Genomic DNA, 25,231 nt, shown 5'->3' on the forward strand with positions numbered 1-25,231 from the left:
GGTCAGTCGGCGGCGGGGACCGCGGAGGCGGACGGGACGGTGGTGGGTACGGCGGTGGGGGCGGCGCCGCCGTAGGGGCGGAACTGCCCGGGCAGGTCCCGGCCACCGCCCGCCGTGCCGCCGAACGGCAGCAGCGAGGAAGGGGTCAGTGAGATGCCCCAGCCCATGAACGCCAGGACCAGCACGGCCGCGTACCCGAGGCAGACCGCGCCGACCAGCAGGCCGAGTCGGCGCAGCAGCTTGGCGCGGCGGCCGGAGGTGTCCACGAACACGGGCCCGTCGGCGGCGTGTTTTTCGATGACGTGCTCGGAATGCATTCCCCGGACATTAGGGAGCGTTCATATGGAAAGCTCGGGATGCGTTATGAGCCACCCATGAATGCCGCCGGCCTGTCTGTTTCCTGAGAAGGAACCTGTGCCGCCGCACAGGTGGCTGTGACAGTTTCCGGGCCATGAGGAGTCACAAGAGGTGGGCGGCCGCGCTCGGTTGCCTTTTCGTCCTGGCCACGGCGGGGTGCGCCCCCGACCAGAACGCCGCCGAAAGCGCCCCGAGCAACACTTCACCCAGCACTTCACCCAGTACTTCACCGAGCACGCTCTACGAGCCCTACGTGAGCGCCACCACCGCCTCGGCCCTCGACTCCGCAGGCTCCCCGACGACGTACAACGCGGCCTTCGTCATAGCGAACGGCACTGCTTGCACCGCGAGTTGGAACGGAACCCACGCCCTCACCGACACGTCGGTGACTTCCCGGATCGCGGCGCTGAAGAAGAACGGCTCCGACGTCCGCGTCTCCTTCGGCGGCGCCTCCGGCAAGGAGCTGGCGGCGGTCTGCGGCAGCGTCTCCGCACTGGCGCAGGCGTACGGCGCCGCCCTGGACGCGGTGGGCGCCACCCGGGCCGACTTCGACATCGAGGGCGACGAGCTGACCGACTCCGCCTCCGTCGCCCTGCGCTCCCGGGCCATCGCCGAGCTGCAGAAGGAACGGCCCGGCCTGGAGGTCTCCTTCACGCTGCCGGTGATGCCGGCCGGGCTGGACGCGGACAGCCTGGCGCTGCTGGCGTCCGCGAACACGTACGACGTACAGGTCTCCACGGTCAACCTGATGACCATGAACTACGGCGAGTCGTACGCCGGTGACATGGGCGGCTACGCCGTCACCGCCGCGACCGCCGCCCACGCCCAGCTGAAGCAGGTGTTCGGCGGCTCGGACGCGGCGGCCTGGCGGGGCATGGCGCTCACCTCGATGATCGGCGTGAACGACGTCGCCGGTGAGACGTTCACGCTCGCCGACGCGGCGGAGGTGCGGGAGTTCGCCGTGCGGAAGGGCATCGCATGGGTGTCGATGTGGTCGACGTTCCGCGACCGGCAGTGCGCGGACGGCTCCTCCGCCGAGGACGTGGCCACCGATTGCAGCGGGGTGGAGCAGCAGGACGGGGCGTTCGCGCAGGCGTTCTCGGGGTAGTCAGCGGCGCCGGTACACCAGGCGTCCCGCGACGACCGTCGCCACGCACGTGCCGGCCCCGCGTTCCGCCAGCTCCGAGACGTCCCGTACGTCGAACACCGCGAACCGGGCTGCCGAGCCGGCCTCCCGTTCGGGCGCGAACTCCACGGGCGCCCCGCAGGAGTACGGGTCGAGGGAGGCGGGCCCCTGCGGTCTGCCGAGGCGGCCCACCACACCCAGCCCGGTGCGCCGCACCGCGTCCTGCACCGCGCGGTTGGCGAGCGGCTCGCAGGCCGCCGCGACCGTGCCGTGCGCCAGCATGCGCTGCACCCCGCGCCGGGCGCTCGCACCCCAGCGCACCTCGTCCAGCGCGAGCGCCGCCAGCGCCTCCCCCGTCAGCGGCTCGGTGCCGAGTTCCGCGGCCTCCCGCGGGTCCGGGTGGTAGGCCTCCTCCAGCAGCTCGTTGCCGTACAGGTTGACCAGCCCCGGGGTGAGGATGCCCGGCCACTCGCGCACGCGGGCCGCCGGATGCGCGGCGCGCACCTCCTCCAGGGGCCCGGCGGTGGCGATCCACTCGCCCTGCACGGCCAGCGCGCGGCCCCGGGAGTCGGCGTGAATCGTCAGCACGGCGGCGTCAGTTGGACGCGAGCAGCTTCAGCTCGGGGTGGGCCGTGCCGCCCTCGATCGCCGTCGAGGAGATGTGGGAGACCACGCGGTCGTCGACCGGGTCGTTCGCCGGGTCGTCGTGCACGACGAGGTGCTCGTACGTCGTCGAACGCTGCGCCGGGACGCGGCCCGCCTTGCGGATCAGGTCGATGATCTCCATGCGGTTGGAGCGGTGCTTGGCACCGGCGGAGGAGACCACGTTCTCCTCCAGCATGATCGAGCCGAGGTCGTCCGCGCCGTAGTGCAGGGAGAGCTGCCCGACCTCCTTGCCGGTGGTCAGCCAGGAGCCCTGGATGTGGGCCACGTTGTCCAGGAACAGACGGGCGACCGCGATGATGCGCAGGTACTCGAAGAGGGTCGTCTGGGTGCGGCCCTTCAGGTGGTTGTTCTCCGGCTGGTAGGTGTACGGGATGAACGCGCGGAAGCCGCCCGTGCGGTCCTGCACGTCGCGGATCATCCGCAGGTGCTCGATGCGCTCGGCGTTGGTCTCGCCGGTGCCCATCAGCATCGTCGACGTCGACTCCACGCCCAGCCGGTGCGCGGTCTCCATGATCTCCAGCCAGCGCTCGCCGGACTCCTTCAGCGGGGCGATGGCCTTGCGCGGCCGCTCGGGCAGCAGCTCGGCGCCGGCGCCCGCGAAGGAGTCCAGGCCGGCCTCGTGGATGCGGGTGATGGCCTCCTCGACCGACACACCGCTGATCCGGGCCATGTGCTCCACCTCGGACGCGCCCAGCGAGTGGATCACCAGCTGCGGGAAGGCGTCCTTGATGGCCTTGAAGTGCGTCTCGTAGTACTCGACGCCGAAGTCCGGGTGGTGGCCGCCCTGGAACATGATCTGGGTGCCGCCCAGCTCCACGGTCTCCGCGCAGCGGCGCAGGATGTCGTCGAGGTCGCGGGTCCAGCCCTTGTCGCTCTTCGGCGGGGCGTAGAAGGCGCAGAACTTGCACGCCGTGACGCACACGTTCGTGTAGTTGATGTTCCGCTCGATGATGTACGTCGCGATGTGCTCGGTGCCCGCGTACCGGCGGCGGCGCACGGCGTCGGCGGCGGCGCCGAGCGCGTGCAGCGGGGCGTCCCGGTAGAGGTCGAGCGCCTCCTCGGGGGTGATCCGTCCGCCCGCGGCGGCACGGTCGAGGACGGACTGGAGGTCGGCCTTCTCGGTCACCGGAGCGTCCCTTTCGTAAGGGGTGTAACGGACCGAACCAGCGTACGCCAGGCGTCCGACGCCGCTGACCTCAGGCCGTGTACGCGCCGACCAGCAGCCCCGCGAAAGCCCCCGCGAGCAGGAACGGCCCGAACGCGATGGCCGTGCGCCGCCCGGCGCCCCGCGCGACGACCAGGAAACCGCCGTACAGCGCCCCGAACAGGAACCCGGCGAAGGTGCCCAGCAGCAGCGTCGGCCAGCCGTACCAGCCGAGGACGGCCCCCACTCCCAGCGCCAGCTTCACATCGCCGAAGGCCATGCCGGCCGGGTTGATCAGGAACAGCAGGAAGTAGCCGCCGCCCAGGGCGAGGGCGCCGAGCAGGGCCGTCGTCCAGTGCCCGGCATGCTCGGGCGCCAGCGCGGCCAGGCCCAGCAGCAGCGCGGCGGCCCCGGCCAGCGGCAGGGTGAGCGGGTCGGGCAGCCGCTGCACCCGCAGATCCACGAGGGCGAGCAGGACGCCGGCGGGCGCCAGCAGCAGCCACACGCCCAGCTCGGGCCGGATGCCGGTGGCGGCGGCGAGCGCGGCGCACAGCAGGGCGGTGACGAGCGCGAGGGGCCAGGCATGGGGGCCGTACGACTGCCGGCACGTGCGGCAGGGGGCCGGGCCGAGCCAGCCCCGGACGGGGTGCCCGTGCGGGCACTCCCGCCGCCACCCCTCCTGCTCCTCGCCCTCCTGCGCGGAGGGCACGCAGAAGCGGTACGCCGCCCTCGGCAGCAGCGCCCCCGCCACCGCGCCCCACAGCGCGGCGGCGACGACGATCAGAGGGCCCGGGTCGCTCATCCGACGGCCGCGGCGCCCTCACGCCACGTCGGCAGCAGCTCGTCGAGCAGTGCCTCGGTGCGCGGCGGCAGGCCGCGGGCGCCGCTGCGGGACACGAGGTCCGCGGCGAGCGCCTGGAGCCGCTCCGGGTCACCGGTGGCGTGCGTGGCGCGCAGCAGCTCGTGCCACAGCCGCTCGTCGTCCGGAGCGGTCCGCAGCGCGGCGTTCAGCGCCTCGATCGCCCGCTCGGCGCGGTCCTTCTCCAGGTGGAACTCCGACAGCGCCAGCCCGATGTCGGCGACCAGCAGCGGCAGCTGGGCGTCGACGATCTCGTGGGTGAGCCAGCGGTAGCGGCCGGCGGGACGGTCGGCGAGCAGCGGGCCGCGCACCAGGACGAGCGCGTCGGTGAGCAGCCGTCCGCGCACGGCGCGGCTGCCGACGCCCCGGCCCTGCGTGGCCTCGTGGTAGAGGGAGCGCAGCACGTCCAGGTCGGAGACGACCGACTTGGCGAGGACGAGCCGTCCGGTGGCGTCGGTGGTCAGGCGCGGGGTGCCGTCCGGGTCGGTGCCGAGCCAGGCGCGCAGCCGCTCCAGCAGCGCCTCGCGGACGTCGTCGGTGACGCCGCGCGGCCACAGCGCGGAGGACAGCACGCGCGGGTGCACGCCCTCGCGGTGCAGGAGCAGCAGGGCGAGCGCCTCGTGCAGCAGCGCGCTGCGCTCGTCGTCGGGCGCCTCCAGGCCGATGATCTCGTACGACCCGACCAGGCGGGCGTAGACGGCGGGGCGGCCCTGCTCGCTGACGTCGACGAGGAACGGCGGGGTGGTCGTCGGTCCGTCCGGGCCGCCGTGCTCGGGGTCCGCCTCGACGAACAGCTCGACGACGGCCTGCCGCTGGGCGGCGGGCAGCATCTGCGCGTCCAGCTCCAGGCCGAGCAGCGGGGCGCGCAGCTTGCCGTCGCCGGAGATCTCCATCTCCCAGGCGGCGCCGGGCAGTTCACCGCTCTCGCTGCCGATGAGGTAGCCGATGCCGAGGCGGCTGGCGTCGGCGGCGAGCTCGGCGAGCCGGCGGGCCTCCTCGGCGGAGGGCTGGGCGGCGAGCAGGACGAGGTGCGGCGCCCAGCGGGCGTGCTGGGCGGGACCGGTACGGCCGGTCAGCACCGAGTCGTGGCCGGCGGCGCCGAGCGCGCCGCGCCGCTGCCGGGTCTCGGCCTCCATGGTCTCCAGCAGGGCCTCGATGCCGTCGAGGTGGCGCAGCCGGTTGGGGGCGAGCGCGGTGAGGTCCTCGCCGAAGCCGACGAGGGTGATGGTCATGCGGTCCGACCAGCCGTTGGTGGCCAGTTCGGCGGCCACGGAGGCGAAGACGGCGTCCCGGTCGGCCTCGCGGCCGCTCAGGGAGACGATGCCGGGCACGGCCTCCAGGTTGAGCAGGAGGCGGGAGTCGTCCATGGTGCCGAGGGAGACCAGACCCGGGTAGGGGGCGGCGGTGTCGCTGTCGCCGTAGTTCTGGGCGTCGTTCTTCGCCAGCACCCAGAAGGTCTGGTCCTGGCCGAGCTGCCAGGGCGCGGGCGGCTTGCCGGCGGGCTGGGCCAGCTGCAGGTGCAGGTCGCCGCCGGTCAGCCAGGCCGCGTACACGACGGGCAGCGGCCGCGACTCCTGCGCGAGGGACGCGGCGAGCCCGCGCAGCGAGCGGTCGAGGAGGCGTACGCCCTCGGGGTCGGCGCCGACGAGCAGCGCGTCCTGCGCGTCCAGCGCGTCCCCGGTCGGGGTGGGCGGCTCCATGCCGCGCCGGCCCAGCGTGCCTATCGCCGACTGCCACAGCGCCTGCCGGCGGCGCCGGCCGAGGGCGCCGAGCAGACCGGCGGCGAGGAGCGGGGCGGCGAGGAGGGCCTGGGGCAGCCCGAAGTCACTGGTGTCGTGCTGCTGCTGTGCGTGCGGGGCGGGCTGGGCGGGCTGCTGGTGGGGCTGCTGGTGGTCGGGGGCGGGCCGCTGCTCGGGCACGGAGACATGCCCGCCGCCCTGAGCGCCACCACCCTGGGCCTGGTCACCCTGCGCATGCTGACCGCTCTTGGCGTAGTCGTGGATCTGCTGCTGGACCTCGGGCGAGACCTGGGCGGCGTCGTCCGGCATCTCGACGAGGTCGCCGCCACGGGCGTCACCGGGCATCTCCATGATCCAGCCGGGCCGGATGAGGCTGGCCTCGGACAGCCGGGAGCCGTCGGGCTGGATGCGGTCCTTGTTGAGCTCGTAGATCTCCTTGTACCGGCGGCCGTCGCCGAGGTGCCGCTCGGCGATCTCCCACAGGGAGTCGTGGTGACGCCCCTCCGGCGGCTGGATCCGGTAGTACTTGGTGTCCCCGTGCCTGGCCTGGCTGTCGGCACGCGCGTGTGCCGCCTGCTCGGCCAGCGCGGAGGCGGCGTTCGCCGTCTGCTCCTGCGTCTGCGCGAACAGTCCCGGCGTCTGCTGGGCGGCGGCGACGGTGGGCTTCTGGTTGCCCTCCAGGCTGTGCCCCAGCTGCGACAGACCCGGCGTCAGGCTGGCCGCCGTCGCGCCGACGAGCAGCAGCGCGGCGACGAGCTGCCGGGCGAGCAGCTGACTCGGCCCGGCACCGGGCACCCGGCCCGGCACGCCGACCCCCGACACGGCGGCCTTGACCTCGACGAGCACGCACGCGGTGAACTGCGCCCAGGCCAGCCACACCACGACGGTGAGGATGTGCAGGAAGGTCTGGACGGTGATCTCCTGCTGGAGCCAGTCCAGGCTGGGCGCACCGCTCGGCAGCGGCCAGCCCACCTGCGACGCCAGCGCCAGGGGCACACCGACGACGAGTGCGGCCAGGGCGACGAAGGCGAGGAACGCCTTCACGAAGTCCCCGAACGTACGCCGCCGCACCCGCACCGGCTGTGGAGTCCGGTTCCGCGGGCCCGTCGAATTGCCCGAGCTTCCCGTCGAGCTGGAAGTCCTGCGTCGCGCCATGGCGGGTGTCCTGGGGTCGAGTGTGGAGGGATGGTCTGGTGACGGTCTGGTGCGTGGGGGTGGGTGGTTTGAGCCTACAGAGATCTTATTGACTACGACTGACAGCGCCATGGCACCGGGACGGAACCGGAACATGTGCGGGGGATTGCTCACGGGGTGCCGGAAAGGCGGCAGTTGCCCGCATGCGGACCGGGTGGCGGCCGGGGTGGCGACCACATCACACACTCCTCACCTTCCCCACACGATCCCCCGAAGCCCCGCAAACCCTCTTTACGGCCCCCTGCTAGCGTCACTGACTGCATCGTGCATGCCCTTACGCCGACCACCGGGGGAGAACGACCGTGGCCCGACGCGCCCTGACCGCCACCACGCTCGCCGCGACGGCGGCCCTCCTACTGACCGCCTGCGGCGGCGGGGACGACAAGTCGACGGACGACATCAAGGGGGCGGACACGGGGTCGGGGAGCCCGTCGGCTACGGCGTCACCCTCGGGGGCGTCGGATGCGAAGCGGCCGGTGGTCACGCTTCCGGGCAGCTTCCAGGCCGAGTTCCAGAGCTGGACGAACAGCGACCCCGAGCTGCAGACGGCCCTCAACGACGGCAAGGAGCGGCTCAGGGCGTCGTACGCGGCCATCATCGCGGGGAATCCCCAGTACGACGCGCTGGCCTTCTACAGCGGAACGTCGGCGATGAGCACCGGCTCCGCCTGGGTAAAGGGCTACAAGGGGTTGACGATCGTCGGCAAGGTCACGGTCTCCGATCCCCAGATCTCCTACCTCGGCGAGACGAAGAAGCGAGCCACGCTCTTCTACTGCGTCGACGAGAGCAAGGGGTACAGCAAGGACCTGAAGACCGGCGAGACCGCGGGCACCCCCAAGGGCGAGTCCCCCAAGGTGCAGTACCGGACGAGCCTGGCCAAGCAGGCGAACGGCGTGTGGAAGACCCTGACAGTCGAGACCCAACCGGGGGCGTGCTGACGATGAACACCACTCGACGCGTCGGCGTGGGACTGCTGCTCTCGCTGGCACTCGGCGCGGCTCTGCTCCCTTCGCCCGCCGTCGCCCTGGGCAGTCCCGGGCATGAAGGCGAATCGAAGAAGCCGTCCGGTGGCGCCGACGACGGGGACATCTACGCCTCCGCCACCTACTCCCGTATCAAGGTCCGTCAGGTCAGCGGCCCCACCGGCGGCAAGCGCGGCGCCGTGTCCTCCGTGGACGTGAACTGGAAGCCGCCGGCGTGCTGGTACGAACCCGTCTTCACCGGCGAGCAGCTCAAGGCGTTCGTGGACAGGACGGACGGCAACGGAGACGTCGGCATCCACGAGTCCTGGTTCGGCAAGGGACTGTGGACGGACCACTACCAGGACGGCAAGCCGGAACACAACTTCGACGACGCGTACACCGTCGCCGAGGGCTACAAGAACTACAACATCGGCAAGGACGGCTACTTCTGGCGCAGCGTCGCCCCCGACGCCTCCGACCCCGAATCCTGGGACTGCGGCAGGATCATGTTCTGGCAGGACGCCGGCCAGGTCCCGAAGATCCCGCACGCGCCGACGCCGAAGATGCTGGCCGAGTACGCCTACAACCACGTCAAGGTCCCCGAGACCGAGATCGAGCTGAAGCCCGCCGGCAAGTCGACCGTGAATCTGCCGACCTGGGTCTGGCTGGACAAGGGCACCTTCCAGGAGGTCAAGGTCCGCGCCGAGTTGCCCAACACGGGGCTGTGGGCGGAGACCACCGCCAAGCCGGTCGCCCTCCACCTGAACCCCGGTACCGAGGACGCCGAGACCTTCCCCGCCTCCGGTGACTGCACGATCAACACCGACGGCTCGATCGGCACCCCGTACACCGCGGGCGACGCCGGCAAGACCCCGCCGTGCGGCATCCGCTACCTCCGCGCCACCAACGGCGCCCCGTACCACCTCAAGGCATCCATCACCTGGCAGATCTCCTGGCAGGGCACGGGCGGCGCCAAGGGCGACCTCCCGGACGGCACCTTCGAGACGACACAGGACATGAACGTCCAGGAGATCCAGTCGGTCAACCGCTGACCTCGCCGACGAGGCGCTCGCCTCCTTCTGACCGGTACGGCCTGCGTGAACTCCACACAGCCCTCGGTGTCGCCGATCGCTACGGGACCTCCGCCGAGGCGTTCCATGACATCTTTGACGCGGTGACGCGTACGTTTCGCTTCGTCTGATCCGAGGGGGTCCCGGCATGGGCAAGGGAAAGCCCGATCTCGCGCTGCCGCTGAGCGAGTTGGAGGGTTACGGCGGCCGGCTGCGGTCGCTCAAGTCGCGGCTGAACCACACCAAGAAGCTGTTCGAGTCGTTCAGGGACGACATCGGCGACGGCAGCGTCAACGACGCCCTCGACGACTTCGAGTCCAACTGGGAGGACGGCCGCGAGGACATCTCCCAGCAGTTCGACGCCCTCGCCGACATGGCCGACGCCGTCGTCCGCGAGTTCAAGAAGCTCGACGACGACCTGGCGAAGAAGGCCGGCGAGGGCGTGAAGACGGAGGAGAAGGGCGGCGGCAAGGGCGACGGCGGGAAGTGAGGGCCGGGCACCCAGAGAGATCCGCAAGCACTTCGGCTGATCGCACGGGACCGCCCTTCACGCTTCCCGCAGCACCGCCACCGCGAACGCCAGCCGTCGGTCCAGCCACGGGGCGTGGGGCAGGTACGTCCGCACGCCCTCGAGGGGCACCGAGGTCAGGACGACCGTTTCCGTCTCGTCCTGCGTGCGCCAGGTGACCGGGCGCGGTGCGCGGGCCGGCTGGTCGCCGCCCTCGCTCCCGTCGAGGAGGGCAGCCACCACACCCCCGACGGCCGCGCCGGCCCCCTGCGCCAGCCGTTCCCTGCCCCGCCCCACGATCTCCTTGGCGCTGCCCCGCGCCCAGTGGTAGCGGGCGACGACGTCCGGGTGGCCGGCCTGCTGAAACCACCAGGTGTGCTGCAGGGTGCGCTTCGCGGCCGGCGTGCGGTGGATCAGACCGAGCTCCGCGCCGTCGGCATCGGTGACGCGGTAGCGAGCGCCGGACTCCTCCGGGGTGAGCGCGCACAGGAGGACGTCCGGCGCGGTGGCGTCGTGCAGCGCGTACGACGGCGTCTCCCCGCCCGCCGCGGTCACGAGCACGGAGGGCGCGTAGTAGCGCACCCCCTTGATCTCCGTGGGGAAGCGGACCGCCCGCCGGTCCCGCACCGCCTTACGGGCCAGCCCGGGCGGCCGCAGCACGTCCCCGACCAGAAAGTGGCCCGCGCGGTCCCAGGAGACCGGGTCGATCACCGGGTCGCTCTTCTGACGGCCGAACACGCTGCAACCTCCCTGGGCGGGCTCTGGATCGATCGGACAGGTCAGACCGCTCAGCCCACCTGGTTCTCCGCCACCGCCTGACCGTGGACCACCACGTCGCCGCCGTAGAACATGCCGGTGAAGACCGGGCTGTACGTCAGCTGGACCTCGACCTCCACCCGCTGGGCGTTGGCTGCCACGCAGTGGGTCGCGGCGATGTCCGCGCCGGTCATGTCCATCTCGCGGGCGAACGCCTTCACGCGGGCGTCGCAGTTCTGGTAGTTGATCGGCGCCGGGCCGCCCTCGTTGTCGTAGAGGGCTTCCTTGTCTATGTCCTGGGCGGCGTAGCGGGCCGCCTGCTCCGCGATGTCCGCCGCGCGCTCCCGCTTGGAGATGGACAGGCCGCCGTCGATCACGAAGGCCGACAGGGAGAGGAAGACGATCGCGAAGATGATCACCGCACCGGCCCCGGAGCCGCGGTCGTCCAGACGGGAGACACGCTCATGCCACCACTGCCTCACGCCGACCTCCGGAAGGGGTCCAGCGGAGAACTGAACGACGCCGACAGGGTCGTCGGAACGTTCAGACCGAGCATCGCCAAGCCTCGCACCTGGCAGCTGACCTCGACCGTGAAGATGGTGTCCGGCGCGAAACCCTGGCTGGTCTGCACGACCGACACCGGGCCCGAGCAGACGTCCGCGAGGTCCGACTCGGCCACCTTGCGCGCCTCCGCCATGGCTGTGCCGTGGTCCTTCTGGATGGACCCCGCCCGCGCCGCGTCCCGCGCCGCCCCGTCGAGGGCTCCGCGGCCCTCGACCAGCTGGCCGAAGGCCACCAGGACCAGGATGAACAGGATCATCACCGGTGCGAGGATCACCACCTCGACCGTCGACAGGCCCCGGTCGTCGCCGAAACCCCGTTGCCGCAGGGAGCGCATCTACCCCTCCCCCTCCCGCACGAACCGCTCCACCGGCCCCACCGACTGTGCGTGCACCGTCAGGTCCAGGCCGGGGAAGACCGTCGGGATGCGGGCCGAGATCTCCACGCCGACCGTGTTCTGCTCCGGCTGGAGCATCTTCACGTCCGGCGACAGCACCAGCTGCGGGCCGAGCTGGCTGATGTAGTCGTCGACCACGTCACGCGCCTTGCCTCGCCACGCCCCCGGCTGGTCGTGCGCCGTGGCGCGGGCCTTGCGGGCGCCCGCCTGGGCCGCCGCCTGGGCGACGTGGTCGGCGAAGAAGTACAGCGCGAACTGCACCGTCGCGAAGATCATGAAGAACAGGACGGGGGTGAGCAGCACGAACTCGATCGCCGTCATGCCGGAGTCGCCCCGGGCGCCCGCCGCCTCACGCGCGGCCGACACCCTGCGGCGCATCCATCTGCCCACGCCCACGTGTATCCCCGTCAACCCCGTAGTTACGGCACTCAGCAGGTCTTGCCCGCGTCCGCGCCCTTGATGCAGTCGCCGACCTTGTTGGCGCCCTCGCTCAGCGCGGCGTTGATGATCGCGGCCACCACTCCCACGATCGCCACGACGACCGCGGAGATGATGACCCACTCGACCGCGGAGGCACCGCGGTCCAGCTCGCCGGAGCGGGCACGCTCGACGCGGCCGCGCAGGAAGGTGACCAGGAAGTCCACGGCCGGGATGCCGGTGGAGAAGTTCCGTCCGTTCATGGTGAGTTGTCCTCTCGAAGGCCTGTCGAAGGCTGTCGAACATTTGACTTGGGTCGTCTTTGACGTCAGACGTGTCAGACCTGGAACACCCGCATCGCCGCCGGGAAGATCAGGAACACCAGGAATCCGGCGCACAGCAGCAGCTGGGCCACGAGCATCGACTGCGACTTCTCGCCCGCGCTGCCCTCGATCTCGGCCAGCTCGCGGTGGCGCATGGTCTCGGCGCGGGAGGCGAGGGACTCGCGGACCTTGGCGCCGTCGTCGGCCACCAGGGCGAGGGAGGCGGAGAGGTCCTTCAGCTCCTCCACGCCCAGCTCCTCGCCGAGCGCCCCGAGCGCCTGCCACTGGCTGACGCCGGTGATGCGGGCGTCAGCGAGGGCGTACTTGATGCGCTGGTTGGCCCAGCCGTCGGAGACCTCCGCGGCCGCCATCAGCGCCTCCGGCAGACCGCGCCCGCCCGCCAGGCTCATCGACACCAGGTCCAGGTACGCCCCGATGACGCGCCGCAGGTCGCGCCGCTTGTCGGCGGCGTCGCGCCGGACCTCCAGGTCGGGCAGGAAGAAGAACAGCGCGCCGCACATCAGCGCCAGCCACACCGGGATGATCGGGCTCTTGCCGAAGCCCAGCGTCCACACCACCGCGAACAGGAACGGGCCGAAGAACAGGCCCGCACCCCCAGCAGCGCCTTGGTCGCCAGGAACTTCTCCCAGCTGCGGTCCAGCACCGCCAGGTCCGCCCGCAGCGAGCGCTGCTCCCAGCCCTGCTGGAGGTAGAACTCGGCGACACGGGTGCCGACCTGGGCCCGCAGGGTGCCGAGCCGGCCGGTCTCCTGGGCCCGCGCCTGCGTCTCGTACGCCGAGCCCCGCGCCCGCATCGCGTCGATCCGGGCGACCTGCTGGATCGCGCTGCGTCTGGTCGGCATCAGGGCGCGGACGAGGGCGTAGACGCCCAGACCGAAGACCACGCCGACCACGATCGGCATCGTGAGGTTCATCGGCGTACCCCCTCCTCCTGCTGCTGCATGGGCGTACGGGGCCGGACGAACTGCACCGACGACTCGTCACGGACCAGGAAGCGTTCCGGCGTCTCGATGGTGGACAGCTTGCGCAGCCACCAGAAGCCGAGCGCGAACAGGCCGCAGACGCAGGCCAGCACGAGCTGGCCTGCCGGCGTGCCGTACGGGGAGACGAAGTCGCGGTTGAAGATGGACAGGCCGAGCACGAAGGCGATGGACACCGCCACCACGATCTGCACCGAGCGGCGGGTCGAGGCGCGCTGCGCCATCACGCGCTGGCGCATGTCGACCTCCTCGCGCGCCGACTTGGCGAGCGCGCCGAGCACCTGCCGCAGACCGGGGCCGCGCAGACGGGCGTTGAGGATGAGCGCCGCGACGATGATGTCGGCGGAGGCGTCGTCGATCTCGTCGGCGAGCAGCTGCAGCGCGTCCGGCAGCGGGGTGCGCGAGCGCAGCCGGTCGACGAGGGCGTCCAGGTGGGGTCGGAGGATCGGGGCCGCGGCCCGCGCGGAGGCGGGGATGGCCTGCTCCAGGCCGACCGCGCCGGCGATGGTGTCGCGCAGCGACTCCGTCCAGGAGGCGAGGGCCTCCACGCGGCGCATGGCGGCACGTTCCTCCGCGGCGCCGCCGAAGAGGCGGTCCCAGAAGAAGACGAGGACGGCCGCCGCGGCGCCGGCCACCACCCAGCGGGTCAGCAGCAGCACGGCCAGGCCGACGATGGCGGCCAGCGAGCCGCGCTGACCGGCGAACCGGATCAGCTCGCCTGCGCGCTCGCTCGCCTTCTGCTTCTCGTGCTCGGGCTTGGCGGGCAGGCCGCGGATCGCCAGCATGAGCAGCGCGAGTCCGCCGCCGACGGCGACGCCGCAGGCGAGTGCGTACAGGACGGTGGTGGAGAACAGGCCGCCCATCGAACCGAGCGAGCCGAGCGCCAGATCGGTCGTCATGCTCACCCCCATGTCCCGTGCGGCTGGTAGCCGTGTGCGATCAGGTCCTCCAGGCAGGCGATGGGCGCGTGCGGTACGACCCGGCCGTCGGGCGCCTCCGCGAACACCTCGCTGGACAGCACGCGCCCGTCGACGCCGTTGACCTCGCGCACGGAGGTGACCATGCGCTGCAGGCGGCCGCCGGTGGCGTAGTTGTTGCGCCGCTGGATGAAGACGACGAAATTCACCGCGCCCGCGATCAGCATCTGGCTGGCCTCGATGGGCAGCCGCTCGGCGGCCTGCAGGGCGTAGGTGGAAATACGGTTGAACACCTCGTGCGAGCTGTTGGCGTGGATCGTGGACAGCGAGCCGTCGTTGCCCTGCGACATCGCGTTCAGCATGGTGACGATCTCGTCGCCGAGGACCTCACCGACGATGACCCGGGAGGGGTTCATACGCAGCGAGCGGCGCACCAGTTCGGCCATGGAGATGGCGCCCTGCCCCTCGGAGTTGGGCAGCCGCTCCTCGAACGCCACCACGTTGGGGTGGAGATCGGGGAAGGTGTCCAGGCCCAGCTCCAGGGCGCGCTCGACGGTGATGAGGCGCTCGTGCGGCGGGATCTCGTTGGCGAGGGCGCGCAGCAGCGTCGTCTTACCGGCGTTGGTGGCACCCGCGATCATGATGTTCTTGCGGGCGCGGACCGCGCAGGCCAGGAAGTGCCCGAGCTCCGGGGTGAGGGTGCCGTTGCCGACCAGGTCGGAGATGAACACCTTGCCCATGCGGGCGCGTCGGATGGACAGCGCCGGCCGCCGGGCCACGTCCATGACCGCCGACAGACGCGAGCCGTCGGGCAGCCGCAGGTCGAGCTGCGGATTGGCGGAGTCGAAGGGGCGGGAGGACAGACCCGAGTAGGCGCCGAGCACCTGGATGAGCTCGATGAGCTCCTCGTCGGTCTCGGCGACCGGCTCGCCCTTGGTCTCACGCCCGTCGGCGTAGCCGATGAAGACCTGGTCGCAGCCGTTGATGTCGATGTTCTCGACCTGCGGGTCGTCCAGCAGCGGCTGGAGCCGGCCGACGCCGAACAGCGCCGCGTGCACGGCGGCCGCGTACTGCTCCTCGGTCTCCGCGTCCAGCGGAGTGCGGCCCGCGTTGATCTCCGCGCGGGCGTACTCCTCCAGTATCTGGGCTATGACGGCACGGGCGTACTGCCGCTCGTCCTCGCTGGACATCGGCGTGACACCGCTCGCCTGGTCCAGGCGCCGCTGCTCGGCGATGCGGTCGCCGGCGTCCTGCCGGAACCGCTTGACCAACTGGTGGTCGACAGCGGTCATCGGCCGGCCCCCGCCTGCCCGCTCATCGGGTGCCCGCCCGCGGGCACGGACCAGGCGGCGCCGTACTGCTGGTACAGGTCGGCGGTGACCTTGCGGGCGGAACGGATCAGCAGCGACTTGTCCAGGCGGCCGCGCCGGCGGCCGGCGAGCTGCTCGGCGCCCGCCGGGTCGTCGGCGATGGTGCCGACCACGCGGGCGCCGGTCTGCGCGTGGACGAGCATGTCGTTGACCTGGTTGACCAGCTTGCCCGCGTTGCTCGGGTCGGCGACCAGGACGACGCCGATCACCGGGTTCGCCAGGCTCGCCGCGCCGCGCGGCCCGCCGTGCAGCTTGGCGGCCAGCGCTGCGGCACGGTCGCGGACCCGGGCGAGGGACTCGGGCTCGGTGCGGGAGATCAGCAGGACCAGGGCGGCGTGCGGGAACAGCTCGACGGCCGGGGTGTCCCCGCTGATCCGGCCGCAGTCGGCGATGACGTCGGCGGGGGCGTTCGGGGAGTCGGCCAGCGCGGCGAAGGCGTGCCCGAGGGTCGGCCACAGCCCGGTCAGACCGGCGGCCTGCTCGGCGATGCCGAGCCCGACGAGCACCTCCAGGCCGCCACTGAGCGGCTGGACGTGGTCCCACAGCTGGTCGGGGACGAGACCGCGGCGGGCGGTCGCGGCGATCGACAGCATGCCGAGGTTCGGGTTGAGCGGTCCGCCGTGCGCGGCGGCGCTGCGGTAGACGAGGTCACCGCCGGCCGGGTCGGTCTCGGCCAGTAGCACCCGCCGCGGCCAGACCGCCGCGAGGGCGACGGCCGCGGTGGTGACGCCGGGGGAACCCTTGTCGGCGGCGAGGGCGATGAGGGCCATGGGTCGGGTGCCGCCTTCTAGTTGCCGGAGACGCGCACGATGGCGACCGCGTTCGCCGAAGCGGCACGGGCCACGGCAGCGGCGTCCGCCTGGTCGACGAGGAGGGTCAGGGAGAGGTTGCCCGTGCTGATGGTGGAGTCGCTCTTGTCGGCGACGTTGTTCACCTTGGCCTTGGCGACGAGCAGACCACCGGAGGAGGTGGAGCCGGCGCCCGACTTGTCCGAGCCGGAGCCCGAGCCGGCCGCGTCCACGTTGTACACGGCCACCGTGTCACCGGACTTGATGTCCGCCGGGTACTGGCCCTCCTTCAGGGCCACGCCGACGGAGGCCTTGCCGGCCGGGGTGGTCTCCCCCGCGGCGAACATCTGGCCGACGAGGACCGTTCCCGCGTAGATGGTCGACTTCGCCTTCAGGGACTTCAGGGCGCCCAGCTGCGACCACTTGATGTAGTCGATGCTGTCGTCGGCGGCGACCATCACCGAGGTGACGTTGGAGTCGGAGACGGACTCGCCCGCCTCGATCGTGCCCTTGGCCTGAATGACCTCCACCCGGTCCCCGGCGCGCAGCACGAGCATCGTCGCGCCCAGCGCACCCACCAGGATCAGCAGCACCGCCAGCGCCGCGAGCGCCGGCTTGCGCTCCCGCGGCGGCGTGGGAAGCCGGTCACCGACCATCGGCTGAGCCGGAGCCGCGGAACGTCCCGCGCCCGCCCCCGTACGCTCCTGGATCTTCACGCAACCGCTCCCCGTACACCCAAGCTGTTGTCGGTCAACTACTTTGCCTTCATGGCAATTCCGGACACTTCACCAGAGATCCACGGAGACCCGTCGAGATCCACCGAGAACCGCGCGTTTAACCGGCGCGGGGGCGAGTGTCAAGCGATCGCACGGTATCAGCCGTGCATAAGCCCCTCAAGGCGAGCCGGGCCGCATGCGGTGCACCCCACACCCGGTTGTTCATCTGCAACTACGGCAGCGTGACACACCGTTGAACAGCGGACCCCACCTGCCTTCACCAGCTGTGCGCCAGCGAAGCGGCGCACCTGTCACGGCCGGCCGCCGGCTGTTGCTTCGTCACCCGGCACGCACGATCTCTGCACCATTCACTCACGGAGGCACGGAAGGGGCATGCCATGATCTTTACCCATGACGTCCACGACTTCCGCGACCATGACGTCCACCACTTCCATGCCTCCGAAGTCCACGACTTCCACGCCTCCGACGTCCCCCGCGAGCAAGCGTGGCGCGTTGACCACGGCCGCACTCACCGTCGTCGCCCTGGCCGCCCTCGCCGCGTGCTCCGGCAACGGTTCGGACGCCTCGGGCGGCTCGGACGGTTCCGGCAAGTCGAGCGGTTCCGCCGCGCCGACCCGGCAGGCCGGCCCGGCCGAACGCCTCGCGCAGCTGATGGTGACCCCGGCGCAGGTGGGCGGCCGCAGCGTGGAGAAGCCCGGCGAGGACTACGCCTTCGCCGCCTCCCCCAGCGAGGTGCGGCTCGACAAGGCCGTCTGCGCCCCGCTGGCGTACGCCATGAACCAGCTGCCGCTCGGCGAGCCGCAGGCCGACCTCACGCGGGTCGTCAAGACCGACAGCATGAGCGACGCCCCCACCTACGTGACGCTCACCGCCTACGCCCCGGGAGGCGCCCGGTCGGCGCTGTCCGGTCTGGAGAAGGCGGTGGGCGCCTGCGGCGCAGGGTTCACCGCCACGTCGAAGAACGCCGGCACCACCTACGCCTCCGTCGCGGCCGAGCAGCCCACCGCCCCGGCCGGCGACGAGCGGACCGCCTTCAAGGCCACACTGACCGTCAACGGCGTCACCCACGCCCTGCACACCGAGGCCGTACGCGCCGGCGACGTCGTGGCCGTGTACTTCTCCGTCAACGGCATGGCCATCGCCCAGAACCGGCCCAGCGACGCCAAGCCGATGCCGGCGGTGGTGAACGCGCAGAACGCCCGGCTCCGATGAGCGCGACCGTCTCGCGACCGGCGAACAAGGCGGGAGCGCTGGGCCGGTATGCGGGGTAAAAAGGTGGAGGGGTGAGGGGAATGAGGGTCGCGTCCGGTCATCGCAGTAGGGGCGCACTCACCGGGCTCCTCGTCCTGTGCGCGCTGCTGCTCGGCACGGCGGCCTCGGCGACGGCGGCCGACGACAGCACCCCGGCCTCCACGAAGACCGCCGACGACAGCGCCGCCGGCCAGGCCGCCTACCTCGCCGGGCGGCTGCGCACCGACCCGGTGTACGTCACCGACCAACTCCCGCGCGAGGTACCGGTGTCCACGGCGGCGCCGTTCCTGCGCCGGCAGGCCCAGCGCACCGGCGTACCGACGTACGTCATCCTCCTGCCCACCCTCGGCACCCGGGACGGCAAGGCGCTGCTCGGCGCGGTGCACGACCGGCTCGGCCGGGACGGGCTGTACGTCCTGCTCGACGACATGGGCGTCCAGCAGGCCGCCCCGTTCGGCGTCCGGGCGCCCGCCGACGACGCGTGGACCGTGACGGTGTACGAAGTGCCCTACGACGCCGGCCCCCTGTACAACTTCCAGACGTTCGTGGACGTCATCGCCGAGGGCCCCGCCAAGGCCGCCGCGCGCGCGGAGGCGGCCCGTGAGAAGTACGGGGACGGCGCCGAGCCCGCCGAGATGTACCTCGGCCCGGTCGACCGCGACAACCAGTCGTTCCTCACCGGCATCCTGCTCACCGGCGTACCCCTGCTGATCCTGCTGTCGGCGCGGTACGTGAGGCGACGCGGGGAGGGCGCCAAGGGCGCCCGGAGGCGGACGGGCTGGATCGCGCCCGCCGCCGCGCTGCTCGCCGCCGCCGCGATCGCCGTGACCGCGCCGCTCGTCTTCGACCAGACCAAGTCGGGCCCCGAGCCCCCGCCCACCGAGGGCGACCTGACGGCCCGCGTCACGCGCGTGGCGACGGCGCTGGCCCACGACCCGGTCTACGAGGACCCGGAGAGCCCCCGGGTGCTGGACGCGGCGCAGCGACGGCATCTGCACGAGCGCATCGCGTCCTTCGCCCGTTCCACGGGCGGCGGCCCGGTGTACATCGCACTCGTCCCGCAGACCCCGGACGACGAGTCCGGCGGCGACGAGGAGGTGTTCGCCGCCGCGGTCCAGGCGAGGCTGCACCGGGACGGCGTGTACGTCGTGGCAGACCCGTCGTCCGGCTCCATCGACGTCTTCAACCACGGCCTGCGCCTGGACGGTTCCCACCTGACCTACGACCTGCCCGAGTCCATCGCCTACGGCGACGACAAGGCGGACCGTGCCGTGGACCACCTGCTGGGCGAGCGCCTCGACGCGCTGATGACCCACCTGGACAGGACGCCGCGCACGACGGACCCGGACACGTTCACCGCAGCCGACCCGGAGCCGGTCGAGGGCACGGCCCTGCGCCCGCTGTACTCCGGCGACTTCTGGCCCGGCCTTGCGGTCGGCGCCCTCGCCGCGGGCCTGCTCTTCGGCGTGCTGGCCGCCCTGCTGGGCATCGTCCGCGCCCTCCTGCGACGCCGCCGCCCGGCCCCGGCCACGCCGCTCAAGGCACCGACCGCGCCGTCACTTTCGTACCTCAGACGCACGGCACGCACCGAACTGAAGGCCTTCCTCACCGACTTGACCCTCCCGCAGGACGACGGCCCGGCCGCCTCCCGCATCCGGGACTGCTACGACGCCTCCCTGCTGCTCCTGGACGGCGACGCCACCCGCCTCGCACGCACCCGGGAGCCCGCCACGCTGCTCGCGGTGATCGTCCTGGCCCGCGCGGGCCGGGCCGCCCGGGCGGGCGAGGTCGTCGACCGGTACTGCGCGGTCAACCCGCTGCACGGCCCGGCGGCCGCCCGCCGCCAGGTGCGGGTGCACGCCCACGACGGCCTGCGCCGCCGGCTGCCGGTGTGCGAACAGTGCCGGGACACGTCGGTGACGAACCCGGCGTCCGTCCCCGGCCGCTTCCTGACCCTGCCGGCCCCCGGCGGCGGCCCACGCGTGCGCCACGACGACTCCGGCGGCCCGCTGACGGCGCTGGCCGACGGGGTCGTACGACTGACGGAGAAGGTGAGGGAGTCGGCCCATGTCGCATGACACGCCCCCGCGGGCCGGGTACACCGTGACGGCGCTGCTGGCCGCGGTTCTCCTGCTGCTTCTGCCCGGCGCCGCGCCCGCCCTCGCCGCGGACCCGTCGAGCGCGGGCGAGCGCATCGCCGACGCGCTGCGCACCTCGCCGGTCTACGTCGCCGACGCGTACGCCGGAGCCGTACCGCCCGCCCGGCAACGGCAGCTGGCCGCGCGGATCGCCCGGACCGGACTGCCGATCAAGGTGGTGCTCACCCCGCTGGTGCGCGGCGACGCGTTCGACGGGGACCCGGAGGTGCTCGCCGGGGTCGTCCGGGACCGGCTGGCGCAGCGCGAGCTCATCCTCATCACCACGGACGGCGACTTCGCCGACTCCCTCAACGGCTACGAGTGGCCGAGCGACACCCACCAGTCCCGGGACGCGGCCGCCGCGGTCGGCTTCCTGGACGAGATGCGGGACGCGGGGCTGGCGGACCGGGCGGCCAAGGCGGTGGACCTGGTCGCGGAGGGCGACGGGACGGCGGTGTACGAGGAGGCGACGAAGGACCTGGACGGCTCCACTCCCCCGACCCCGTCGCCCCGCCCGTCGACTTCGCATTCCGCCCTGCCCTGGTGGCCCCTGACCGCCGTACCCCTCGTGGTCCTCGCGGCGATGCTCCTCCTCCGCAGCCGCCGCCACCGCCCCACCCCCCTGCGCGACGTGGTCCTCGCCTCGGCCCGCGCGGCCGACGAGGCGGCGGTACGGCGCCGGGCCGAGGCGGAGATCCTGGCGCTGGGCGAGGCCACGCGCCAGGCGGACCCCGCGACGACGCCGGGCCTGCAGCGGGCCCTGGACGCCTACGCCGCGGCGGGAGCGGTGCTCGACGCGGCACGGGGCCTGCCGGACCTGGCCGGCGCGCTGGCCCTGACCGCCGAGGGCCGCGACGCCCTCTCGGGCACCAGCCGCCCCCTGTGCTTCTTCAACCCCCTGCACGGCGAGTCCACCACCCGCCGCACCTGGCGCCCCCTGGGCCGCCGCGAGGGCCTCGACATCGCCCCCTGCGCGAGGTGCGGGGAGGCACTGTCCAAGCGCCGCCCCCCGGAGGTCCTGACGGACACGACCCCGGACGGCCGAACGGTCCCGTACTTCGACGTCCCCGCCGAGCGGAGCGTATGGGCGGCGACGGGGTACGGCTCACTGCTACGAGAGGCCGACGACGGCCTGGCGAACCGGGTCGGCCGGGGCGACTTCAGCCGGGGCCGACGCGGGCATGGCTGAGTCGCTGAGGGAACGACTGGGCACGGGGCCGAACTTCAGGGCCCGGGTCACCATCATCGGGGCACCGCTGTTCACCTTGCTGGTCGGGGCGACCTGGGTCGTCGAGCGGGTCCGGGGCCAGGGTGCCGCACGGTGAGGCGGAGGCCACAGGGCCATGAGGTCGGTTTTGCCCCGTTGCTCAGGGAAGTTCGCTCTGGCGAAACCAACTGCCGCGCCGATACCGTCTGTGCCCTTGACTGAACATCTGTCTCACGGGGAGTCCACTGTGAAGCGCCGCACTTTGCCCGTTGCTGCCGCGCTCGCCGCGACCGCAGCCCTGCTGCTGACGGCCTGCGGTGGCGGCGACGGGAAGTCCGAGGACAACGACAAGATCGCGGGGGCGGACACGGGCGACACGTCGGCTTCGGCGTCGCCGAGCTCCTCGGCGAACCAGGTCCAGCGTCCCGACCTGACCCTCCCGAAGGACGTCACGGAGACGTTCGAGGGGTGGAAGACGGGGGACGCCGCGAAGGACGAGGTCCTGGCGGACGCCGGCCGAGCACAGTCCGCGGTGACCTACGCCGTCACCCAGGGCGATCCGAACTCCAAAGCTCTCGCCTTCTACCAGACCGGTACCGCGCTGGCAGGCAGCCAGGACTGGGTCAAGGGCATCGTCGACGCCGGGCTCACCTACTCGGGCGCGGTGCGCTACTACGCCCCGGACATCAGCGTCTTCGACGCGAAGAGCGCCGGAGTGACCTATTGCGCCGACGAGACGAAGGCGTTCAACAAGAACCGGAAGACTCAGAAGGTCGACCGGACACCCGCCACGAACGACTCGTACGTGCTGTACAGCACGCGCCTGGAGAAGAACGACAAGGGTGTCTGGCAGACCACCAAGCTGGAATCGGAGCGGGGGAACAAGAGGTGCACTCCATAACGCGCAGACGCCACTGGCTGGTGGTGGGACTCGCCGCAGGAGCCCTGGCCCTCACGCCCGGCGTCGCCTTCGCCTGGGGCACACCCGGCAAGTCGAACGGGCAGAAGGCCGAGACGAGCGGCGGCCAGGACGGCACGAGCATCGTGTCCAAGGTGACCTACAGCGGCTCCGTCTCCAGCGGCAGAAGCGGAAGTGCGGGGAAGGTCCAGCCGGTCGGCGACTGGACCCCGCCGGCCTGCTGGTACGAGCCGCGAAGCGCCGACGAGTTCTCCAAGTACGTCGAGAACATGTACAACGAGACAATCAACACACCCGGCCAGCACAGCTACGCCAAGACGTCCGTCGGCATGTTCCGGAACGAGTACAAGGACGGCAAGTACAAGAACTACAACCTCGACCAGAAGGACAAGGGCAACTGGTGGGTCGCGGTCGTCGACGAGGACCGCTGGATGGAGCCGGCAGCCCAGGCCTGCAACGAGCCGCCGTTCTGGGTGGAGAACGGCGCCGCCCCGCCCGTCAAGAACGCGATCACGCCGGAGATCCTGGCCGAACTCGCCTACAACCGGATCCAGTTGCCGACGACCAAGGTCACCCTGGCCCCGGCCGGCACGACCAAGGTCAACCTCCCGACGTGGGCCTGGCTCGACAAGGCCACGTTCAAGGAGGTCTCCGTCACCGCCGCCATCAACGTGGGTGGCCTCAACATCCAGGCCACCACCACCGCCAAGCCCATCTCGCTCAAGCTTGAGCCGGGTACACCCGACGCCGAGACCTACCCGGCATCGGGCGAGTGCACCATCAACAACGGCTCGGTCGGAGAGCCGTACGCCAAGGGGAAGGCGAACCTGACACCCCCCTGCGGTATCAAGTACCTGCGCTCCTCGGGCACCGGCACCTACAACCTCCGCGCCACGGTGACCTGGCAGATCACCTGGACGGGCACGGGCAACCCGCGACCGACCGAACTCCCCAAGGGCACTTTCGGCAACAACCAGGCCGTGAAGGTGCAGGAAGTCCAGTCGGTCAACAGGTAAGGAAGCAGAACCACACGGGACCCAGGCCGTCAGCGGTTGACGGCCTGGATCTCCCGCACCGTCATCGCCTGCGTCGTCTCGAACACCCCGTCCGGCAGATCCCCCTTGGCCCCACCGGAGCCCTCCCACGAGATCTGCCAGGTGATCGACGCCTTGAGCCGGTACGCCCCACCGTCGCTGGCCCGCAGGTACGTGATCCCGCACGGCGGCGTCCTACCCGCACTCCCCGCGGTGTACGGCGTACCGATGCTCCCGTCGGCGTTGATGGCACAGTTCCCCGACGCCGGGTAGGTCTGCGCGTCGGCGGTCCCGGGATCCAGATGCAGCGCGACCGGCTTGGCCGTCGTCTCCGCCCACACCCCGGCCTCCGGCAGCTCGGCACGCACCTTGACCTCCTGGAACTTGGCCTTGTCCAGCCACACCCAGGTCGGCAGATTCACCGTCGACCGCCCCTCGGGCTTCACCTCGATCTCGGTCTGCGGCACATGCACCTTGTCGTAGGCGTAGGCGGCCAGGACGTCGGGGGTGGGGGCGTGCTTGTCGGCGGGGAGGGTGCGGCCGTCCTGCCAGAAAAGCGTGCGCTCGCAGTCGTACGACGCCGGGTCGTCCTCCCGGTCCTTGTTGATCACCCCGCGCCAGAACATCCCGTCCTTGCCGAGGTTGTAGTTCTTGTAGACCGGTTCGCTGTCGTCGGCCCGGCCCTTCTCGTAGTGGTTCACCATCAGGTCCTCGCCCCAGCTGAGCGAGGGCGTGACGGGCACGAGGTCCCCGCCCTTCTTCAGACGCTCGACGGCGTCCTTGAGCTGCTCGGGCGTCGCGACCGGCTCGTACCAGCAGGCCGGCGGCTCCCAGTTGACGTCCACGGGAGCGAGCGGCTTGGTCGATCCGCCAGAGGAACCGCCACTGACCTGCTTGACCCGGATCTGCGTGGTCGTGGCGGAAGCGGTGAGGGTGTTGCCGGAGGCGTTGCCCGACGGCCCGCCGGAGGGAGCCTTGTCACCCTCGTCGCCGATGGCGTGCGCGGCCGGCGAGGCCAGGAGGGAGACACCGACCGCCGCGGCGAGGAGAACGGCCGCGCTGGCTGCCCGACGCATCAGTTGCACCCCCCGGGCACGACGTTCACGGAGCTGAGCTTCCACACGCCCTGCGCGCTCTTGTCGAGCCGGGTCCGGTACTGGAGCACGTGCTTCGGCGTGTTGGGCGTGTTCGTGACCTTCCCGGACTTGCGCTCCTTGGTGGAGGCCTTGCGCTCGTCCACGCAGTAGAAGAGCACGCCCGACCCGCTGTCGCTGATGTGGACCTGCGGGTCGAAGACGGTCACCTTGCCGATTAGGGTCTCGTCGTGGTCGACGAACTGCTTGATCCACTTACGGGTGTTGGGCAGTGTGGCGTCCGAGTTGTAGAACGCCACGGCCGGAGAGTTCACGTCGGCCTCACCGACCGCCGCGTACTCGGCACGCAGTTCCTCCCGCCCGTCGTCGAGGATCGCCTGCAGCTTCGGGTCACTGTTCGTCCAGCTCTGGAACTCGGCCTCGAACCCCTGGGGCAGGGTGATCGCCGGCCGCTTGACTCCGCCCTGCTGGGCCGTGGGAGAGGGAGACGAGGACGCCCCACCCGTGTCCGCCCCCTTGATCTTGTCCGAGGACGAGCTGTCGCCCCCTCCCGATCCGCAGGCGGTCAGCAGCAGGGCCGCGGATACGGTGAGCGCGGCTGTCAGTAGCCGGGCGGGGCGGTTCACGGTCAACGACTCCCTCAGGACGCGGCTTTGCTTACGACAAGATCGTACGCAAGCGGCCGAAGCCCCCGAGT

The 25,231-nt window shown here is 71.7% G+C and carries 26 protein-coding genes and 1 pseudogene; 10 read left to right on the forward strand and 17 right to left on the reverse strand.

The features are described from left to right. Positions 1 to 2: 2 nt before the first annotated feature. The gene (locus C3489_RS04880; protein WP_258054558.1) at positions 3 to 317 is read right to left on the reverse strand and encodes a hypothetical protein; all 315 of its coding nucleotides are present in this window, start codon (positions 315 to 317) and stop codon (positions 3 to 5) included. A gap of 134 nt (positions 318 to 451) precedes the next feature. Between C3489_RS04880 and C3489_RS04885 the strand changes: the two genes are divergently transcribed. Then, positions 452 to 1,465 (forward strand): chitinase, encoded by a 1,014-nt coding sequence (locus C3489_RS04885; RefSeq protein ID WP_103780247.1) that lies wholly within the window; start codon positions 452 to 454, stop codon positions 1,463 to 1,465. On the opposite strand, the gene C3489_RS04890 is transcribed toward C3489_RS04885, so the two are convergent. From C3489_RS04890 to C3489_RS04905, 4 genes are all read right to left on the reverse strand, one after another. Then, on the reverse strand, positions 1,466 to 2,071 hold the full coding sequence (locus C3489_RS04890) for a hypothetical protein (RefSeq protein WP_103780249.1): 606 nt from the start codon (positions 2,069 to 2,071) through the stop codon (positions 1,466 to 1,468). A 7-nt stretch (positions 2,072 to 2,078) separates the two neighbouring features. Continuing rightward, positions 2,079 to 3,275 carry a cyclic dehypoxanthinyl futalosine synthase gene (gene mqnC / locus C3489_RS04895; protein WP_103780251.1) on the reverse strand — a complete coding sequence of 399 codons (1,197 nt, stop codon included), beginning with the start codon at positions 3,273 to 3,275 and terminating at the stop codon, positions 2,079 to 2,081. A gap of 70 nt (positions 3,276 to 3,345) precedes the next feature. After that, entirely contained in the window at positions 3,346 to 4,095 is a 750-nt protein-coding gene (locus C3489_RS04900) for a prepilin peptidase (RefSeq protein ID WP_103780253.1), read from the reverse strand. Then, on the reverse strand, positions 4,092 to 7,046 hold the full coding sequence (locus C3489_RS04905) for a BTAD domain-containing putative transcriptional regulator (RefSeq protein ID WP_103780254.1): 2,955 nt from the start codon (positions 7,044 to 7,046) through the stop codon (positions 4,092 to 4,094). Before C3489_RS04905 ends, C3489_RS04900 begins: the two co-directional genes overlap by 4 nt. 341 nt (positions 7,047 to 7,387) lie before the next feature. On the opposite strand from C3489_RS04905, the gene C3489_RS04910 reads away from it, so the two are divergent. From C3489_RS04910 to C3489_RS04920, 3 genes are all read left to right on the forward strand, one after another. After that, the gene (locus C3489_RS04910; protein WP_103780256.1) at positions 7,388 to 8,023 is read left to right on the forward strand and encodes a hypothetical protein; all 636 of its coding nucleotides are present in this window, start codon (positions 7,388 to 7,390) and stop codon (positions 8,021 to 8,023) included. 2 nt (positions 8,024 to 8,025) lie between these two features. Beyond that, positions 8,026 to 9,099 carry a hypothetical protein gene (locus tag C3489_RS04915; protein ID WP_103780437.1) on the forward strand — a complete coding sequence of 358 codons (1,074 nt, stop codon included), beginning with the start codon at positions 8,026 to 8,028 and terminating at the stop codon, positions 9,097 to 9,099. 166 nt (positions 9,100 to 9,265) lie between these two features. Beyond that, positions 9,266 to 9,607 carry a hypothetical protein gene (locus C3489_RS04920; protein WP_103780258.1) on the forward strand — a complete coding sequence of 114 codons (342 nt, stop codon included), beginning with the start codon at positions 9,266 to 9,268 and terminating at the stop codon, positions 9,605 to 9,607. Positions 9,608 to 9,664: 57 nt separating this feature from the next. On the opposite strand, the gene C3489_RS04925 is transcribed toward C3489_RS04920, so the two are convergent. From C3489_RS04925 to C3489_RS04970, 10 genes and pseudogenes are all read right to left on the reverse strand, one after another. Continuing rightward, on the reverse strand, positions 9,665 to 10,363 hold the full coding sequence (locus C3489_RS04925) for a hypothetical protein (protein ID WP_103780260.1): 699 nt from the start codon (positions 10,361 to 10,363) through the stop codon (positions 9,665 to 9,667). A gap of 50 nt (positions 10,364 to 10,413) precedes the next feature. Continuing rightward, on the reverse strand, positions 10,414 to 10,863 hold the full coding sequence (locus C3489_RS04930; protein ID WP_103780262.1) for a TadE/TadG family type IV pilus assembly protein: 450 nt from the start codon (positions 10,861 to 10,863) through the stop codon (positions 10,414 to 10,416). Further along, entirely contained in the window at positions 10,860 to 11,279 is a 420-nt protein-coding gene (locus C3489_RS04935) for a TadE/TadG family type IV pilus assembly protein (protein WP_103780264.1), read from the reverse strand. The genes C3489_RS04930 and C3489_RS04935 overlap by 4 nt, the downstream gene beginning before the upstream one ends. Beyond that, positions 11,280 to 11,717: a TadE family protein gene (locus C3489_RS04940; RefSeq protein ID WP_103780265.1), complete on the reverse strand. Its 438-nt coding sequence runs from the start codon at positions 11,715 to 11,717 to the stop codon at positions 11,280 to 11,282. 50 nt (positions 11,718 to 11,767) lie between these two features. Further along, positions 11,768 to 12,019: a hypothetical protein gene (locus tag C3489_RS04945; protein WP_103780267.1), complete on the reverse strand. Its 252-nt coding sequence runs from the start codon at positions 12,017 to 12,019 to the stop codon at positions 11,768 to 11,770. A gap of 74 nt (positions 12,020 to 12,093) precedes the next feature. Continuing rightward, positions 12,094 to 13,013: pseudogene (locus C3489_RS04950) on the reverse strand (type II secretion system F family protein). Beyond that, positions 13,010 to 13,942, reverse strand: a complete 933-nt coding sequence (locus C3489_RS04955; protein ID WP_181139503.1) for a type II secretion system F family protein — start codon at positions 13,940 to 13,942, stop codon at positions 13,010 to 13,012. The pseudogene C3489_RS04950 and the gene C3489_RS04955 overlap by 4 nt, the downstream one beginning before the upstream one ends. A gap of 38 nt (positions 13,943 to 13,980) precedes the next feature. Then, the gene (locus C3489_RS04960) at positions 13,981 to 15,288 is read right to left on the reverse strand and encodes a CpaF family protein (protein WP_103780269.1); all 1,308 of its coding nucleotides are present in this window, start codon (positions 15,286 to 15,288) and stop codon (positions 13,981 to 13,983) included. Beyond that, complete coding sequence (locus C3489_RS04965) at positions 15,285 to 16,136, reverse strand: hypothetical protein (protein ID WP_103780271.1); 852 nt, start codon at positions 16,134 to 16,136, stop codon at positions 15,285 to 15,287. Before C3489_RS04965 ends, C3489_RS04960 begins: the two co-directional genes overlap by 4 nt. Positions 16,137 to 16,153: 17 nt before the next feature. Beyond that, positions 16,154 to 16,870, reverse strand: a complete 717-nt coding sequence (locus tag C3489_RS04970; protein ID WP_103780273.1) for a hypothetical protein — start codon at positions 16,868 to 16,870, stop codon at positions 16,154 to 16,156. 513 nt (positions 16,871 to 17,383) lie between these two features. Between C3489_RS04970 and C3489_RS04975 the strand changes: the two genes are divergently transcribed. From C3489_RS04975 to C3489_RS04995, 6 genes are all read left to right on the forward strand, one after another. Then, complete coding sequence (locus tag C3489_RS04975) at positions 17,384 to 18,103, forward strand: hypothetical protein (RefSeq protein WP_181139493.1); 720 nt, start codon at positions 17,384 to 17,386, stop codon at positions 18,101 to 18,103. Between the two features lie 80 nt (positions 18,104 to 18,183). Further along, positions 18,184 to 20,220, forward strand: coding sequence for a hypothetical protein (locus C3489_RS04980; RefSeq protein ID WP_103780275.1), 2,037 nt, complete (start codon positions 18,184 to 18,186; stop codon positions 20,218 to 20,220). Then, a complete protein-coding gene (locus C3489_RS04985; RefSeq protein WP_103780277.1) occupies positions 20,210 to 21,469 on the forward strand; it encodes a hypothetical protein in 1,260 nt (419 codons plus the stop codon). Before C3489_RS04980 ends, C3489_RS04985 begins: the two co-directional genes overlap by 11 nt. Further along, positions 21,462 to 21,605, forward strand: a complete 144-nt coding sequence (locus tag C3489_RS38545) for a hypothetical protein (protein ID WP_181139494.1) — start codon at positions 21,462 to 21,464, stop codon at positions 21,603 to 21,605. Before C3489_RS04985 ends, C3489_RS38545 begins: the two co-directional genes overlap by 8 nt. 129 nt (positions 21,606 to 21,734) lie before the next feature. Continuing rightward, on the forward strand, positions 21,735 to 22,388 hold the full coding sequence (locus C3489_RS04990) for a hypothetical protein (protein WP_181139495.1): 654 nt from the start codon (positions 21,735 to 21,737) through the stop codon (positions 22,386 to 22,388). After that, the gene (locus tag C3489_RS04995) at positions 22,376 to 23,422 is read left to right on the forward strand and encodes a hypothetical protein (protein ID WP_258054559.1); all 1,047 of its coding nucleotides are present in this window, start codon (positions 22,376 to 22,378) and stop codon (positions 23,420 to 23,422) included. The genes C3489_RS04990 and C3489_RS04995 overlap by 13 nt, the downstream gene beginning before the upstream one ends. A gap of 29 nt (positions 23,423 to 23,451) precedes the next feature. Here the strand turns inward: C3489_RS04995 and C3489_RS05000 are convergent, their stop codons facing one another. Both C3489_RS05000 and C3489_RS05005 read right to left on the reverse strand, forming a co-directional pair. Next, the gene (locus C3489_RS05000) at positions 23,452 to 24,516 is read right to left on the reverse strand and encodes a hypothetical protein (RefSeq protein WP_103780278.1); all 1,065 of its coding nucleotides are present in this window, start codon (positions 24,514 to 24,516) and stop codon (positions 23,452 to 23,454) included. Then, positions 24,516 to 25,160: a hypothetical protein gene (locus tag C3489_RS05005; RefSeq protein ID WP_103780280.1), complete on the reverse strand. Its 645-nt coding sequence runs from the start codon at positions 25,158 to 25,160 to the stop codon at positions 24,516 to 24,518. Before C3489_RS05005 ends, C3489_RS05000 begins: the two co-directional genes overlap by 1 nt. Between the last annotated feature and the right edge of the window lie 71 nt (positions 25,161 to 25,231).

The sequence above is a fragment of the Streptomyces sp. Ru71 genome, assembly GCF_002920535.1.
Taxonomy (GTDB): domain Bacteria; phylum Actinomycetota; class Actinomycetes; order Streptomycetales; family Streptomycetaceae; genus Streptomyces.

What these genes read in the sequence shown, in the direction of transcription:
- C3489_RS04880 (WP_258054558.1), bottom strand. Translation starts at nt 317, where the DNA reads ATGCATTCCGAGCACGTCATCGAAAAACACGCCGCCGACGGGCCCGTG.
- C3489_RS04885 (WP_103780247.1), top strand. Translation starts at nt 452, where the DNA reads ATGAGGAGTCACAAGAGGTGGGCGGCCGCGCTCGGTTGCCTTTTCGTC.
- C3489_RS04900 (WP_103780253.1), bottom strand. Translation starts at nt 4,095, where the DNA reads ATGAGCGACCCGGGCCCTCTGATCGTCGTCGCCGCCGCGCTGTGGGGC.
- C3489_RS04905 (WP_103780254.1), bottom strand. Translation starts at nt 7,046, where the DNA reads ATGGCGCGACGCAGGACTTCCAGCTCGACGGGAAGCTCGGGCAATTCG.
- C3489_RS04915 (WP_103780437.1), top strand. Translation starts at nt 8,026, where the DNA reads ATGAACACCACTCGACGCGTCGGCGTGGGACTGCTGCTCTCGCTGGCA.
- C3489_RS04920 (WP_103780258.1), top strand. Translation starts at nt 9,266, where the DNA reads ATGGGCAAGGGAAAGCCCGATCTCGCGCTGCCGCTGAGCGAGTTGGAG.
- C3489_RS04935 (WP_103780264.1), bottom strand. Translation starts at nt 11,279, where the DNA reads ATGCGCTCCCTGCGGCAACGGGGTTTCGGCGACGACCGGGGCCTGTCG.
- C3489_RS04940 (WP_103780265.1), bottom strand. Translation starts at nt 11,717, where the DNA reads ATGCGCCGCAGGGTGTCGGCCGCGCGTGAGGCGGCGGGCGCCCGGGGC.
- C3489_RS04945 (WP_103780267.1), bottom strand. Translation starts at nt 12,019, where the DNA reads ATGAACGGACGGAACTTCTCCACCGGCATCCCGGCCGTGGACTTCCTG.
- C3489_RS04955 (WP_181139503.1), bottom strand. Translation starts at nt 13,942, where the DNA reads ATGGGCGGCCTGTTCTCCACCACCGTCCTGTACGCACTCGCCTGCGGC.
- C3489_RS04960 (WP_103780269.1), bottom strand. Translation starts at nt 15,288, where the DNA reads ATGACCGCTGTCGACCACCAGTTGGTCAAGCGGTTCCGGCAGGACGCC.
- C3489_RS04965 (WP_103780271.1), bottom strand. Translation starts at nt 16,136, where the DNA reads ATGGCCCTCATCGCCCTCGCCGCCGACAAGGGTTCCCCCGGCGTCACC.
- C3489_RS04980 (WP_103780275.1), top strand. Translation starts at nt 18,184, where the DNA reads ATGAGGGTCGCGTCCGGTCATCGCAGTAGGGGCGCACTCACCGGGCTC.
- C3489_RS04985 (WP_103780277.1), top strand. Translation starts at nt 20,210, where the DNA reads ATGTCGCATGACACGCCCCCGCGGGCCGGGTACACCGTGACGGCGCTG.
- C3489_RS38545 (WP_181139494.1), top strand. Translation starts at nt 21,462, where the DNA reads ATGGCTGAGTCGCTGAGGGAACGACTGGGCACGGGGCCGAACTTCAGG.
- C3489_RS05000 (WP_103780278.1), bottom strand. Translation starts at nt 24,516, where the DNA reads ATGCGTCGGGCAGCCAGCGCGGCCGTTCTCCTCGCCGCGGCGGTCGGT.